Source organism: Pedobacter africanus, from assembly GCF_900176535.1.
Lineage (GTDB): Bacteria > Bacteroidota > Bacteroidia > Sphingobacteriales > Sphingobacteriaceae > Pedobacter > Pedobacter africanus.
In genome coordinates this window covers 411616-426592 of the sequence record NZ_FWXT01000001.1, presented here as the reverse complement: position 1 = coordinate 426592, position 14977 = coordinate 411616, and the positions used below count along the sequence as shown (strand labels likewise).

At 43.5% G+C, this 14977-nt stretch carries 14 protein-coding genes; 7 read left to right on the top strand and 7 right to left on the bottom strand.

All coding sequences use genetic code 11. The features are described from left to right. Positions 1 to 6: 6 nt before the first annotated feature. From B9A91_RS01465 to B9A91_RS01450, 4 genes are read right to left on the bottom strand one after another with little or no spacing between them, the layout of a single operon-like run. Positions 7 to 1269 carry an aspartate kinase gene (locus B9A91_RS01465; RefSeq protein WP_084236649.1) on the bottom strand — a complete coding sequence of 421 codons (1263 nt, stop codon included), beginning with the start codon at positions 1267 to 1269 and terminating at the stop codon, positions 7 to 9. 3 nt (positions 1270 to 1272) lie between these two features. Beyond that, positions 1273 to 2079: a DUF3298 and DUF4163 domain-containing protein gene (locus tag B9A91_RS01460; protein WP_235012379.1), complete on the bottom strand. Its 807-nt coding sequence runs from the start codon at positions 2077 to 2079 to the stop codon at positions 1273 to 1275. A gap of 11 nt (positions 2080 to 2090) precedes the next feature. Next, positions 2091 to 2588, bottom strand: coding sequence for a GNAT family N-acetyltransferase (locus B9A91_RS01455; RefSeq protein WP_084236647.1), 498 nt, complete (start codon positions 2586 to 2588; stop codon positions 2091 to 2093). Continuing rightward, on the bottom strand, positions 2585 to 3274 hold the full coding sequence (locus tag B9A91_RS01450) for a YggS family pyridoxal phosphate-dependent enzyme (RefSeq protein ID WP_084236646.1): 690 nt from the start codon (positions 3272 to 3274) through the stop codon (positions 2585 to 2587). The genes B9A91_RS01455 and B9A91_RS01450 overlap by 4 nt, the downstream gene beginning before the upstream one ends. Before the next feature lie 70 nt (positions 3275 to 3344). Here B9A91_RS01450 and B9A91_RS01445 point away from each other — a divergent pair, with 70 nt between their 5' ends. From B9A91_RS01445 to B9A91_RS01425, 5 genes are all read left to right on the top strand, one after another. Beyond that, complete coding sequence (locus tag B9A91_RS01445; RefSeq protein WP_084236645.1) at positions 3345 to 3887, top strand: DUF4296 domain-containing protein; 543 nt, start codon at positions 3345 to 3347, stop codon at positions 3885 to 3887. 2 nt (positions 3888 to 3889) lie between these two features. Continuing rightward, positions 3890 to 6268, top strand: a complete 2379-nt coding sequence (locus B9A91_RS01440) for an endonuclease MutS2 (protein WP_084236644.1) — start codon at positions 3890 to 3892, stop codon at positions 6266 to 6268. A 65-nt stretch (positions 6269 to 6333) separates the two neighbouring features. Beyond that, positions 6334 to 7434 (top strand): PQQ-dependent sugar dehydrogenase, encoded by a 1101-nt coding sequence (locus B9A91_RS01435; protein WP_084236643.1) that lies wholly within the window; start codon positions 6334 to 6336, stop codon positions 7432 to 7434. 51 nt (positions 7435 to 7485) lie between these two features. Further along, the gene (locus B9A91_RS01430) at positions 7486 to 8187 is read left to right on the top strand and encodes a CoA transferase subunit A (RefSeq protein WP_084236642.1); all 702 of its coding nucleotides are present in this window, start codon (positions 7486 to 7488) and stop codon (positions 8185 to 8187) included. Between the two features lie 17 nt (positions 8188 to 8204). Next, entirely contained in the window at positions 8205 to 8864 is a 660-nt protein-coding gene (locus tag B9A91_RS01425) for a CoA transferase subunit B (protein ID WP_084236641.1), read from the top strand. Between the two features lie 31 nt (positions 8865 to 8895). Here the strand turns inward: B9A91_RS01425 and B9A91_RS01420 are convergent, their stop codons facing one another. After that, on the bottom strand, positions 8896 to 9537 hold the full coding sequence (locus B9A91_RS01420; RefSeq protein WP_084236640.1) for a uridine kinase family protein: 642 nt from the start codon (positions 9535 to 9537) through the stop codon (positions 8896 to 8898). Then, positions 9527 to 10708, bottom strand: coding sequence for a LysM peptidoglycan-binding domain-containing protein (locus B9A91_RS01415; RefSeq protein ID WP_084236639.1), 1182 nt, complete (start codon positions 10706 to 10708; stop codon positions 9527 to 9529). Before B9A91_RS01415 ends, B9A91_RS01420 begins: the two co-directional genes overlap by 11 nt. Before the next feature lie 187 nt (positions 10709 to 10895). Here B9A91_RS01415 and B9A91_RS01410 point away from each other — a divergent pair, with 187 nt between their 5' ends. Both B9A91_RS01410 and B9A91_RS01405 read left to right on the top strand, forming a co-directional pair. Next, positions 10896 to 11375, top strand: a complete 480-nt coding sequence (locus B9A91_RS01410; RefSeq protein WP_084239538.1) for a Dps family protein — start codon at positions 10896 to 10898, stop codon at positions 11373 to 11375. A 150-nt stretch (positions 11376 to 11525) separates the two neighbouring features. Continuing rightward, positions 11526 to 13358 carry a UbiD family decarboxylase gene (locus B9A91_RS01405; protein WP_084236638.1) on the top strand — a complete coding sequence of 611 codons (1833 nt, stop codon included), beginning with the start codon at positions 11526 to 11528 and terminating at the stop codon, positions 13356 to 13358. A gap of 67 nt (positions 13359 to 13425) precedes the next feature. On the opposite strand, the gene B9A91_RS01400 is transcribed toward B9A91_RS01405, so the two are convergent. Beyond that, positions 13426 to 14961, bottom strand: a complete 1536-nt coding sequence (locus B9A91_RS01400; protein WP_144008821.1) for an OmpP1/FadL family transporter — start codon at positions 14959 to 14961, stop codon at positions 13426 to 13428. Positions 14962 to 14977: the final 16 nt, after the last annotated feature.

The window sequence follows — 14977 nt, the reverse complement described above, 5'->3', positions numbered from 1 at the left end:
GCTTTTTTACTTATCGCGCATTACAATCTGGCAGGTATTTCTACTTTTTACTTCCAGCAATATATTTTTATTTACCGTTACCCTGTCTATTGTTTCCTGGTTGTAATACCTGATGGTCACCAGCTCTACACCGGTATTGTATTTCACCTTATAGTCCTTAGAAAGATCAGCCATCAATTTATCCAGCTTCCGGGCATCATAATCAAAACTGATAGAAAAACTGATGGCCGAATTGAGCATCGTATTGATCTTTACCCTATGCTTGTGGAACAAGCTAAAGATCTCGCTCAGGTTTTCTTCAATGATGAAGGAAAAATCTTTAGGGAAAATAGACAATAAAGCCTGGTTTACCTTAAAAATAAAAGAGGGTACAGGCAGGTGGTTCTTAAGATCTGTGATGTCAGTACCCTCAGCATCAGGTTGAAGGAATGAACGCACGTACAGCGGAATACTTTTGTTCTGGATCGGTTTTATGGTTTTAGGGTGGATGATGGTAGCCCCGTAATAGGCCAGCTCTATGGCATCGTGATAAGAGAGCTGCGGAATGCGCTCCGTTTCATCGAACCACTTCGGATCTGCATTTAAAACCCCAGGAACATCCTTCCATATGGTTAGCGACTCTGCGTTAAGACAAGCCGAAAATATAGCTGCCGAGTAATCAGAACCATCGCGCCCCAATGTGGTGGTAAAGTTTTCACTGGTACTGCCAATAAAGCCTTGTGTAACCGCGATGTTTTGCTGTAATACAGGTACCAGGTTTTTTTGTATCTCTGCTTCTGTTTTCTCCCAGTTTACCAGCCCTTCGCGATAAGTGTTGTCTGTATGCACGAAACTACGTGCATCCAGCCATTTTACATCAGGGCGCAAAGTCCCCAGCCAGGCGGCCAGTATTTTAGAAGAAACCAGTTCCCCTATAGAAACAATCTGATCGTATATGTAATCAGGTGCATCATCGGGTTCTTCTTCTATCAGCCAGTCAATCTCTACAAATGTGTTCATTACATCGTCAAAGACAGGATGACTATGATCCGCAAAAAGCTCATGCAGCACATTAAAATGGTACAGCTTTATTGCTTCAAATATATGTTGAACATCGTCCTGGCCGTTCAAATAGGCCCTGGTAAGCTCTTCCAGCTGATTGGTTATTTTTCCCATTGCCGAAACAACAACCAGTAATTCATTGCCATTATGGCTATTGATGATGGATGAAACGTTTTTTACACCTTCGGCATCTTTAACAGATGCGCCTCCAAATTTAAATACTTTCATCTGTTAATTTTCGCGGTTTAGTAAGCGGTTTGGTCTGGCAATTTCTTTTAATTCGCTAAATGGGACCAGCAATTCTGTAACACCAAATGCATACGCTTTAATCTCATAAGGATTATAGAGGAATTTTAATCCTTCCCTGGTAATGCTAAAGTTCTGGTTTAGGGCAAACTTGTCGTTTTCGAAGAAATAATTGTCCTTTAAGCTTTCATTAGGACCTATTTTCTCATTTTTTCTGAAAATCTGCTCTGCAAGGGCAGTTAACTTAGGCATGGTGCCAGGTAAGATCAGCGAATCCAGTATGATTTCCTGATGGCTTACCGGATTATAGTTGAGGTAAGTAAAAACACTGTTGGGATGCGCACCGCCTTCATAATTCACATAGGTATACAGAAGCGATAAATATTGCGGCTGCTGCTCTTTGACTTCCACTTTCCCATCCATAAACCAGGTCTGTGCATAGGCTTTGTTTTCTTTGCTGAAATCATCGAAGTTCTTAATAAAGGCGTTGGTGAATTCATGATAAGAAGTGTAATGTTCACCTTCACTGGCAGAAGCCATTACCTTTTGTTCAATAAACTGGTTTATTTTTTCGTCTGCAAATACCGGATAGGAAATTACTGCCTTTGAGGTATCTTTTCCATTTTCAGCCGGAACAGGATATTTGCTGTATACTTTTACGGAGTCATAGGTAAAGGTCAATTGCGCCGTTGCACCTTTGACTGTTGCAGAATCACTATTTCCGGTCATTTTTTGTTCGCTGTTGCAGGCAGCAAAAGAGGCTGCCAGCAGCAATATATAGCGTTTTTTCATGCTGATTGATTTTATTTGCTATTCTTCAGATTCTTAACCTGCTGTAGTTCAGTTACTTTTTCCCTGGAAAAAGAAGCATTCAGCCAGCCTGGTTCGAGCTGGGCATCATATTTATTATAAAAATTAATAGCCGGTTCATTCCAATCCAGCACCTGCCAGGTCATCCCATTAAAATTTTTTTCGGCTGCATCTTTTAACACCGCTTCAAAAAGCAGTTTACCTAAACCCCGGCCACGGTAGGCCTCGGTTACAATAAAATCTTCGAGGTACAGCCTGCGGCCTTTCCAGGTAGAATACCTGGTGTAGTAGATGGCAAAGCCGGCAATAAAGTCATTCTCTTCGGCAACAAAGGCATCCCATACCTTATTTTCGCCGAATCCGGCCTCAATAAATTCTTCCAGCGTTACGGTCACTTCCTCGGGTGACCTTTCATATATGGCCAGCTCATTTACCAGTTCCAGTAAGCGTACGCAATCTTCCTTTTTTGCTGTCCTGATGTTAATGCTCATTCTACTGTGTAATGTTTAATTCGTCTTTTGCCAAAAATACTGCTACCAATACGCACCATCGTACTTCCCTGGTCCATAGCCAGTTTATAGTCGCCAGACATGCCCATTGATATCTCCTTAAAATAATCTGCTTTTCTAAAAAAACTCACCTTGATGCCATCAAACAATACCTTGAGTTCTTTAAATTCTTCCAAAGTCTGTTTTTCTTGTGCATGGTTGCTTGCAATGCCCATCACGCCAACAATACGTACATTTTGCATAGCTGCAAATTCATCAGAGCGGAGCAGTTCTACAGCCTCGTCAAAGCCCAGTCCGAACTTGGTTTCCTCATCGGCAATATAGATTTGCAGCAGGCAATCAATTACCCTTTTATTCTTAGCTGCCTGTTTATTGATCTCCGTTAATAATTTTAAACTGTCTACCGATTGAATCAGACTGATGAAAGGGGCTATGTATTTCACCTTGTTTGTTTGCAGGTGACCAATGAGGTGCCATTCTATATCTGTAGGTAAAACGGCTTGTTTTTCCACCAGTTCCTGTACTATATTTTCACCAAATACCCGTTGCCCGGCATTATAAGCTTCCAAAACTGCATCTGCTTGCTGGTACTTGGACACTGCAATTAATTTAACAGATGCCTGGTCCAGTTCGCTTTTATATTTTAATAAGTTATCTGCTATACTCATTTATCAGTATTTTTGGTAAAATTAATAACCTTAGCGAACTTTGGCTAAGAAATAATGATGTTTTAACATAATGAAGAATTTTCTCTGTATTGCAATGGTCTTTTTTTTTGCTTCCGGGTGCAAGCCTGGTATCCCCAAGGATATCATACAGCCTGAAGAGATGGCTAAGGTATTGCAGGATATTCACATTGCCGATGGGTATGTGACCAATACACCACATCCCGATTCCATAAAAGTACTGGCAGCATCTTATTACAAAGGTATTTACAAAAAATACAATATAGATTCTGCATTATATGCCAAAAGTATGGAGTATTATAACACAGATCCTAAAGCCTTGAACGATATTTATTTAAAAGTGACGGCCGAGCTCACGAAGGAAAAAAACAGCATTCTAAAGGCAGATTCTTTATTTAATGCAGGGGAGATAGCCAAGGCCCGGTTAAAGCTGGTCAGGGATTCGGCCCGGAAAGCCGATTCAGCTTATTGGCGCGAGCTGATACTAAAGCCGGTTGCGAAACCGAAAGATACGGCCGCAAAAGATACAGTGAAAAAGAAAATAGACGTGATCAGATTAAAAATGGACTATAAAGGTCTGAATGATTTAAAATAAGTATGTTGTATCCGGAGAATTGTTTAGAGCGTTTGGGGTTTAATGAGGTAAGACAGCTTATTCATAAACACTGTTTAAGTCCGATGGGACAACAGATGGTTGCCAAAATGCAGGTCATGACCAAATATGATCAGATCAATAAATTTTTAAGGCAAACGCAGGAATTTAAAAGTATACTGGAAAATCAGGAACCCCTGCAGATCAGTACCTTTTTTGATATCAAAAGCCTGGCGGACAAAATCAGGGTAGAGGGAACTTACCTGGTAGAAGAAGAGCTGCATCAGATGTATGCATCCTTGCAAACGGTATTTTCCGTGCTGCGTTTTTTTGACGAGCGCAAAGAAATATACCCAAACCTGGAGGCCCTGTTTGAACATCTCCCTGTAGAAAAGAATATCCTTAAAAAGATAGAAACGGTGCTTGATCTCAAAGGCAAGATCAAGCCTAACGCCTCGCCAGCGCTGCAAAATATCATCGGCGAGATTGCCAAAACAGAGCAGGATGTGCGTAAGCGCATGGACTCCATCTATAAACAGGCGGTAGGCAACAATTGGGTAGCCGATGGGAGCCTGACCATGCGTGACGGCAGAATGTGTATACCGGTACTGGCCGAGAACAAACGTAAACTGAAGGGATTTATCCACGATGAATCTGCCAGCGGACAAACCGTATACATAGAACCAGAAGAGGTCTTTACCTTGAATAATAAACTGCGCGACCTGGAGTTCGACAAGCGCAGGGAAATTATCCGGATACTGATTGCGCTGACTGACGAACTGCGGCCGTTTACCCCTTTGTTACTTTCATACCATGGTTTCCTTACCAAACTGGATTTTGTAAGGGCAAAAGCCTTGTTTGCCATTGAGGTGGAGGCCGATATGCCCATATTGATCCCAGCTGCCAAAACCAGGCTGGTGAATGCCAGACACCCTTTACTGTACCTCTCATTTAAAGAAGATAAGAAAACGGTTGTTCCATTAAACATCCATATTAACGAAGAACTGCGGATCGTACTGGTTTCCGGACCAAATGCGGGAGGCAAATCGGTATGTATGAAAACAGTAGGACTGCTGCAGCTGATGGTACAATCGGGCCTGCTTATTCCTGTACACGAATCGAGCGAGGTGGGTGTATTCGATAATATTTTTGCAGATATTGGCGACGACCAGTCGATAGAAAGTGACTTGAGTACCTACAGTGCCCATTTAACCAAAATGCGGTATTTTGTGGCACATGCCACACCAAAATCTCTGGTACTGATTGATGAGTTTGGTACAGGCACCGATCCGCAGTTTGGAGGCCCTATGGCCGAGGCTGTGCTGGAGGTGCTGAACAATAAAAAGGTAAGGGGGGTAATTACCACCCACTATTCCAATTTAAAGCTCTTTGCCGGCAATACACCCGGACTGGAAAACGCATCTATGTTGTTTGACAACGACAGGATGAAGCCGCTGTATGTGCTTGAAATTGGTAAACCCGGGAGTTCCTATGCTTTTGAAATTGCACAGAATATCGGCCTGCAGAAAGAGGTACTGGAATTGGCACGCATTAAAACAGGTACCAACCAGAACAGGATAGACAGCTTGCTGGTAGACCTGGAACGCGAGAAAAAGCAGATCTATGATACCAAACTGAATTTATCTAACCAGCAGAATAAGGTAAAAAACCTGGTTGCCGAAAATGAGAAGCTGAAAGCGTTTTTGGAAGATAATAAAAAGACACTGATCAAGGAAGCAAAGCTGGAGGCCCAGTCGATCATTAAAAGCGCCAATAAGCTGGTTGAAAATACCATTGCAGAGATCAAGGAAAAACAGGCTGATAAGACGGTGACCAAACAATTGCGGCAAAACCTGCAAAAGGTGCTGGTGCAAAACCAGGTTAAGGAGGAGCGGAAGCCTGAGCCTGCAATCCCTGTAAATCTAAATTCGCCAATAGAGGTGGGTGATTGGATACAGCTGAAAGACAGTGAAACCACAGGACAGGTGGTAGAGATCAACCGCGACAACCTGGTGGTAGCTTTGGGCGATCTGCGCTCAGTATTGAAGAAAAACAGGGTGTTCAAAATCAGCAATAAGCAGGCAAAGAAGGCGGCAATCAATAATTCCTATACCGGAAGTGTTTCTGAGGCCATCAGTAATTTTAATGCAGAGCTCGACCTGAGAGGGATGCGTGGTGAGGATGCTTTGCACGAAGTAGAGAAATACCTGGACAAATCCATCATGCTGGGCTTTCCTTTTGTAAAACTCATCCATGGAAAAGGAGACGGGATACTCAGAAAACTTATCAGGGAATACCTGAAAAAATACAGCCAGGTAAACCGGGTAGAAGATGAGCATGCTGACAGGGGCGGGGATGGCATTACCTATGTTTATTTTAATTAAACATATTTAAAATGAGTATGTTATATTAGAGGATGGGATGCTCCCTCTGATTTAATGATACTGATATGAAGACCCTAGCCATCAGCATTTTTGCCTTGCTGCTCTCGATGTATGCCTGTAAAAAGAACAAAACGCCGAATAACCAGGGAGAGCCGCTCCCGGATGTAGAACTGAAAACCCGTACCGTCAGCAGCGGACTTTCCCATGTATGGGAAATGGTTTATGGACCTGATCAGCAGCTGTGGATTACAGAACGGGCCGGGAAGATCAGTCGTGTAAACCCTCAGACTGGTGCGGTTACCTTATTGTTTAATGTACCGGATGTAGTGGCTAATGGCGAAGGCGGTTTGCTGGGCATGGCCCTGAACCCGCAGTTCAATACCAATCCCTGGGTGTATATAGTTTACAACTACAATTCAGGCTCTGGATATAAAGAAAAAGTAGTACGGTACACCTATTCGGCTAACAGTTTAACCAGTCCGCTTACCATTCTTGATCTCATTCCGGCATCCTCCATTCACAACGGCTCCAGGTTACTGGTTACGGCAGATCAGAAACTGCTGATTACTACCGGAGATGCCAGTGAGGCTTCCAGCGCGCAAAATACAAGCTCTTTATCAGGAAAAATCCTTCGGGTAAATATGGACGGAAGCATACCTTCAGATAATCCAATTCCCAACAACAGAATATGGACGTATGGGCACCGTAATCCGCAGGGGTTGGTGCAGGTGGGCCAAAAGCTTTATGCTTCAGAACATGGACCTAATAACGATGATGAAGTGAACCTGATCTTGAAAGGACGAAACTACGGCTGGCCAAATGTTGAAGGTTTTTGCGATAAAAGCGGGGAGCAGAGTTTTTGCAGTGCCAACAATGTAGTGGAGCCATTAATGGCCTGGACACCTACTATTGCCACATCAGGGTTAACTTATTACAGTGCTGATCTCATTCCGCAATTTAAAAATTCCTTGTTGTTGCTAAGTCTAAAAGGTTCCAGGCTTACCCAGCTGAAACTGAATGATGCAGGCGATAAAATTAGCGGCAGCAAAGATTTTTTTATAAACGAATTTGGCCGCTTAAGGGCTATCTGTCAGTCGCCCGACGGTAAAATATACATTGGCAGCAGTAACGGTGGCAACGATAAGATCATAGAAATTGCCAAATAAGTTGGTCGGTACGCCGGATATAGTATAATTTAGCGTCAAAATCTATATGATATGATCAATAAAGTTGTTTCAGGTGCTGAAGAGGCAATAAAAGACATCGAAGACGGAAGTACCTTAATGCTGGGTGGATTTGGTTTATGCGGAATTCCGGAAAACTGTATTACTGCGCTCGTGAAAAAAGGGGTAAAGGAACTGACCTGCATCTCCAATAATGCAGGGGTTGATGATTTTGGGATTGGCCTGATGCTGCAGCAGCGCCAGGTAAAGAAAATGGTTTCTTCATACGTAGGCGAAAACGCAGAGTTTGAGCGTCAGTTGCTGAGCGGAGAGCTTGAAGTAGAGCTGATCCCCCAGGGCACGCTGGCTACCCGTTGTATGGCTGCTGGCTATGGCATGCCTGCTATATTTACTCCTGCCGGTGTTGGTACCGAAGTGGCCGAAGGTAAGGAAATAAGAAACTTTAAAGGGAAAGACTACCTGATGGAATATGCCTTTGATGCCGATTTCGCAATTGTTAAAGCCTGGAAAGGCGATACGGCTGGAAACCTGATCTACCGGTCTACCAGCAGGAATTTTAACCCGGTAATGGCCATGGCCGGTAAAATAACAATTGCAGAGGTAGAAGAACTGGTAGAGGCAGGGGAGCTTGACCCTGATCAGATCCATACACCAGGCGTGTTTGTACACCGCATTTTTCAGGGTGCAAACTACGAGAAAAGAATAGAACAACGTACAGTCAGAACTAGAGGATAATCCTATAAAATATTAATATGCTGGATAAAAACGGAATTGCACAGCGCATCGCAAAAGAGATACGCGACGGATATTATGTAAACCTGGGTATCGGTATTCCAACCCTGGTAGCCAATTACATTCCCGAAGGAATAAATGTGGTGCTGCAGTCGGAGAACGGCTTACTGGGCATGGGGCCTTTCCCTTTTGAAGGTGAAGAAGATGCCGACCTGATCAACGCAGGAAAACAAACCATTACCACCCTTCCGGGGTCTTCTATCTTTGATTCTGCGCTTAGTTTTGGGATGATCAGAAGCCAGAAAATAGACCTGACCATTCTGGGGGCAATGGAGGTATCAGAAAATGGTGACATTGCCAACTGGAAAATTCCTGGCAAAATGGTAAAAGGTATGGGAGGGGCTATGGACCTTGTCGCTTCTGCCAAAAACATTATTGTGGCCATGCAGCATGTAAACAAGGCCGGCGAAAGCAAATTGCTGCCCAAATGTACTTTGCCTTTAACCGGGGTAAATTGCATCAAAAAGATTGTAACGGAACTTGCTGTGCTGGATATATTGCCGGAAGGTGGTTTTAAACTGATAGAAAGGGCGCCGGGTGTAAGTGTTGACTTCATCAGGCAATCGACCACGGGAAAGTTGCTTGCAGATGACAATGTACCTGAGATGGTACTGAGCTAAACGAAAAAGGAGCGGTAAGCTCCTTTTTCGTTTAATCTTTTTTACAGTATTCCTTTTTCAGATCTGCAGATATTTCTTCGGTGATCCGGATGATCTCTTCCGGTGTATCGTTATTGTTTATAACAATGGTGTCGCAATTGCCTTTATAGGGCAGTAAAAACTCCTTATAAGCAGGTACCACATGGTTGTGCCATTTGTACAGCACATCATCCTCCGGATAACCACGCTCCATGCCATCACGCCTGATGCGGCGCTGCAGGGCAACCTCTTCTTCAGCCTCAACAAAAATACGGTGGTTGAGCAGGGCCGCAATTTCTTTAAAATGCAGGATAAAGAGCCCCTCTACAATAATGATAGGAGCGGGATTGATCTCCAGGATCTTGGTAACCGCTAGCGGATTGTTAAAATTGTATTCTTTCTTATAAATGACTTCACCGTTAATCAGTTTCCTGATATCAAACAGGAACTGTTGATCGTCTATGGTAGAAGGCAGGTCGAAATTATAGAGTTTGTTCTCTTCCGGGGTCATCTCGCCGGCAGGGAAATAATAATCATCCTGTGAAACAAGGGTGACTTCATCATTTTTAAAGTGATGCAAAAATGAGTTTAAGAAAAAAGTCTTGCCCGAGCCGCTGCCCCCCGCAATACCAATAATGAATGGCTTATTGTTCATTGTCTTGTCCGCCGTATGTTAAATTGCAATAAAATCTCTTGTCTAAAGCACCCAGTGCATCAGCAACAGCTTTAGTCATTACAATGATAACATCTTTTGTGGATTCATTCTCCGTGAATTTACCAACAACTTTGGCGAAGGTAGAGCGATTGGTCATAGGGTTTGTAATTTTCATCACTGTTCCTATCGGTGCAGTACGGTGCAGTACCAGCATCTTTGAAGGATCAAGATCAGCGTCTGCAATCCATACCCCTGTGCCTTTCTCATCAACCTGGTTCAATCCATACCTGCTTGCAGGGTGCCTTAATGTAGGCTCCTTAATGGAATTTAAAGTATCGGGGTGTGCTGCTGCAGGTGCATATGCGCTTTTTACCGGATATTGCCCCCTGATCAGTAATTTTTGTCCAACATGAAGTGCGTTGTCTGTCAGGTTGTTCTTGGCCTTTAACTGGTCCATCGTCATCTTGTAGGTGGTGGCAATGGAATAAATGGTTTCGTTAGAGGCTACGGTATGTTCCAGAAATTCTTCCTGCTTGGCATTGGTACTGGCCTGCTGTTCTTTCCTTGCAGGTGTTTCTTCTGGTTTTTTATACCTGTTTTCGGCAGGAATGTCCGTTTTTACCGGTGTTTCCTGTTTTTTAGGCTGTACCACAGGAACCTGCGCACTTTGTACAGGTGTTGTTGGCTGCTGCTCTTCAGCTGCCCTCCCTGGTATTTGCAGTACCTGACCAATCTGCAGGTTTATCGTTCTGAGGTTATTTACTCTCTTTATTTCATTTACCGTAGTACCATACTTCTCGGCCAGCATGTTCAGGTTTTCTTTTTTCTGCACCACGTGTTCGGTTAAACCTGTCTCAGTACTTGTTGCTGCAGTGGCAGGTTGGGTTCCTTTTGCTGCACCAACTGTCTGTGTCCCGAAAGGGATATTGGTAGGTACTTTTACGATGACACCAATCTGTAAGAATTTGCTGTCATTAAAGGCCATGATGTCTTTCGGAAGTACGTTATAGCGGCGGGCTATAGAGTAATAGGTGTCTTTAGCAACAACCTGGTGTACAATCAATTTCTTTCCGTTGTGGTTTTCTACGCCTATTGAATCCCTTGTGATGGCATGTGCAGCCGACAGGTTTAAAAGCAGGGCGAAAACGGATACTATATAATATTTATGCATTAATGTCTTTGTAAAATTTAAACGGCAATTATACGAATAATATAAATAAAGCGTCGGATTCGATTATTAAACGTTCTTTTTTTTGTGGTATTGCTTTCTGTTTACACATTTTTAAAACCATTTTTTAAGTTAGCTGTTGTCCATTCACACGATCCTGTTTTCGGGAACAAAATTTAAAAATAACATCATGGACGCAAAAGAAATTAGTTTAGACGAAAAGCAAGTAAAACCTGTAGTTGATATGTTAAATGATTACCTCGCCAATTATCATATCCATTATCAGAAATTAAGAGGTTGTCACTGGAACATCAAAGGCCAGAACTTTTTTACCTTACACATTAAATTTGAAGAGTTATATACCAATGCACAGTTAACGATTGATGAAATTGCCGAGCGTGTGCTGACACTGGGCAAACCGCCGCACAGCCGTTTTGCAGACTACATAAAGGAATCATCGATTAAGGAGATCAATACCATTGGGATGAAAGATCTGGATATGGTAGATGCAGTGCTGGACGATATGGCCAAACTCATAGAACTGGAACGGGAACTGCTGGAGGCTACAGACAAAGCCGGTGATGATGGCACCAATGATATGGTAAACCGGTTTATGCAATTTAAAGAAAAAAATACCTGGATGCTGCGCTCGTTTGCCGGCAAAAAATAATTGTTTCTTAAATACTTCGTTTTTAGGTGTTCCGTCATCTCGAGCCGCAGGATCAATCTTTTCCCAGCGTTTCGGGATGACGGTTTTATATCCAGGCTCCTTTGCAAAATTGAGACTTAAAACCACAATTCTTTAATATCTTTGGCTGTAATGGGATATCAAAGTTTAGCGGCATGTGTTGCCGACCTCGAAAAGCATGGTCATTTGATCAGAATAAAAGAAGAAGTAGATCCTTACCTGGAAATGGCTGCCATCCATTTACGCGTATATGAAAAAAAAGGACCTGCATTGTTTTTCGAAAATATTAAAGGAAGTAAATTTCCTGCAGTATCTAATTTATTCGGGACCCTGGAACGCTCCAAATTTATGTTCAGGGACAGTCTGCCCAAAGTCGAACAGCTGGTACAGCTGCGTTCCGATCCGATGAAAGCACTCAGGAACCCACTTAAATTGCCCGGGATAGGCTTTACGGCCCTCACCGCATTACCCCTGAAACAAAGCTTTAAATCCGTATTCAGCAAAACTGCAATCAGCGCCCTGCCCCAGATTGTAAACTGGCCCATGGACGGCGGCCCTTTTGTGACCATGCCCCAGGTATATACAGAAGACATCGATAAACCCGGTATATTAAACGCCAACCTGGGTATGTACCGGATACAGCTTGCCGGAAACGATTATGAGCTGAACGAAGAAATAGGTCTGCATTATCAGATCCACCGTGGGATAGGTGTACACCAAAGTAAAGCCAATGCCAAAGGACAGCCACTTAAAGTAAGCATTTTTGTAGGCGGACCGCCCTCACATCCACTTGCTGCGGTAATGCCGCTGCCGGAGGGGCTGTCAGAAATGACCTTTGCCGGCGCCCTGGGTAACCGGCGTTTCCGTTATTTTTATGATGAAGAGGGTTTTTGTATCTCTGCTGATGCCGATTTTGTAATAACCGGCACAGTATATCCGCATGAAAACAAACCGGAAGGGCCTTTCGGTGATCATTTGGGTTATTACAGCTTAACACATCCTTTCCCTTTAATGAAGGTACATAACGTTTACCACCGTAAGGGCGCAATATGGTCATTCACTGTAGTGGGCAGACCTCCGCAGGAAGACACCAGTTTTGGTGCACTGATCCATGAGATTGCCGGTTCGGCCCTGCCTAAAGAGATTCACGGTTTAAAGGAAGTGAATGCGGTAGATGCAGCCGGTGTACATCCCTTGCTTTTTGCGATAGGCAGTGAAAGGTATACCCCATACTTAAACGAACGCAGGCCGCAGGAGATCCTGACCATCGCCAATCATATTTTAGGAAAAAACCAGCTGAGCCTGGCCAAATATTTATTCATTGCTGCCAGGGAAGATGACGAGCACCTGGATACGCATAACCTGTCGGGCTTTATGCAGCATGTGCTTTCAAGGATGGATTTCAAAACTGACCTGCATTTCCATACACATACTACTATTGATACACTCGATTATAGTGGTGATGGGCTGAACAGCGGTTCTAAGGCGGTTTTTGCTGCCGCGGGCCCTCAAAAAAGAATCCTTACATCGGGCTTGCCTAAAGATTTTGCAATCCCTGAACCTTTCAGCCAGTTTAAAATGGCCATTCCGGGTGTAATTGCCATTAAGGGACGCACTTATATCGATCAGGCACATGCTGAACAGGAAATGCTTGCACTTGACTACTGTTTAAAGGAGCAGGATTTAGCTGGTCTGGCTTTGATCGTGTTGTGTGATGACCATGAATTTACCGCTGCTAGTATCGATAACCTGGTTTGGGTTACCTTTACGCGCAGTAATCCCGCCTCGGATATCCATGGGGTAGGGAGTTTTATCAGTAACAAACACTGGGGCTGTACAGGGCCGGTAATTATTGATGCCCGTAAAAAACCACACCATGCACCCGAGCTGATCAAAGATGAAAACGTAGAAAGGAATATAGAAAGGTTAGGTGTAAAAGGGGCCTCTTTGTACGGGATATTGTAATATTTAGGCATTTAAACAGAAAAGGCCAGGAATAGTCCCGGCCTTTTCTGTTTAATCTGATTTTCGTTTAAAAACGGATTCCAAAAGTAAGGAATATGTTATTGTTGCCATTTTTAACTGACGCTACCGGCTCAGAGCCATCATTTAATACATAAGGGCTTAAGCGGTTCTGCGATTCCACACGCTGATAAGCGACGTCAAAGTAATATTCATTGATACGATAGCCCAGGCCGCCGCTGTAGTATTTGGTGTCAAAGATCTTATCATCATCATTCTTTAGCGGACTACCATTCAAACCATAACCAGCGCGCAGGCTCAGGTTGTTGAACTTATATTCACCACCTATACGGTAATTGACTGCTGAAGTATACATATCTTTAATGTCTGCATTGTTATTTACGATCGTTTGATCAGGGGCACCACCTCCGTCCATAGAGAACCGAGTGCTGGCATAGTCAATAAAGTCTACATCTGCAGAAAGCATCGCCTGTCCGCCAAAAACATAGCTGGCACCCAGGGAACCCTTCATCGGGGTTCTTAAACGATAAGTATAATTATAGTTCAGCGGGCCAACACTGTTTGGTAATTTTGAACCGGATAGGGTGGTGTAAATGTTTTCAGAGAAATTGTCCTCTACATAGAGCCAGGTAGGTGTCTGAAAAGTAGCCCCGATCCTGAAACTAGCTACTGGCCTGAAAATTAAACCCAATTTACCATTGATCCCTGAGCTTTTGGTTTCCTGGCTGGTCACATACGAAAAGCTATAGTTTTCTTCGCCTGTATAACCAATAGGCCCCTCTAACGGATCATCATTATATGGATTGACTACGCCGCTTTCTATATATTCTGCGTCTCTGACATACCTTCCATTAACCATGCCTATCGAAGCCCCGATATAAAGCTGGTTGGAAATGTTCAGCGCTCCGGAAAAATTCAGTTCTGAAGTCCCGCCGGCAGCTGTTGAATTTTGCTGCTGTTTATTGGCTGTAAAAGGATCGGCAGTATAGAAAGTGGGCTGCCCCGCAGGAGTGATCTTATTGATCAGGTAATTCTGGAAGGCCATGTTTTCGAGTGACTTTGAATTCAGGTTCCCTGAGTTGTTTTTGTTGAAATTGGCCTGTTCCGCAAAATAGTCACGCATTGAGGTTACGGCATTGTTTCCTGAATAGCTGTAATTCTGGGTAAAGTCGTTATTACGGTTAAAGCCGATGCCAAATACGGCACTTAAAACACCTTTTTTGGTATCCCGGCCCTGCATTTTATAGGTAGGATTATACCATACCACCCCTGCCTGATTGATATTCAGCTTGTTGTCTGAACCGCTGCTTTTCTGTCCGAGGTAATCTGATTTGGCTGTCGCTGCATTAAATTCGGGTGTAAAACTAAACTCTGAACGGGTGAAAAGGCCTAATCCGGCTGGGTTACCGCCCAATGAACTCATGTCTCCTCCCACACCAATCTGGGCATTACCCATCCCTTTAAATCTTGCAGAACTTCCGTAGTTTCCATTAGAGAACCGTACAGCATCACCTGCGTACTGGGCGTATGTGGTGCCTGTGGTAGCTACTATAGCTACCATTAGCATTTGTGTAAATTTCTTCATTTGTATGTTTCGCTTA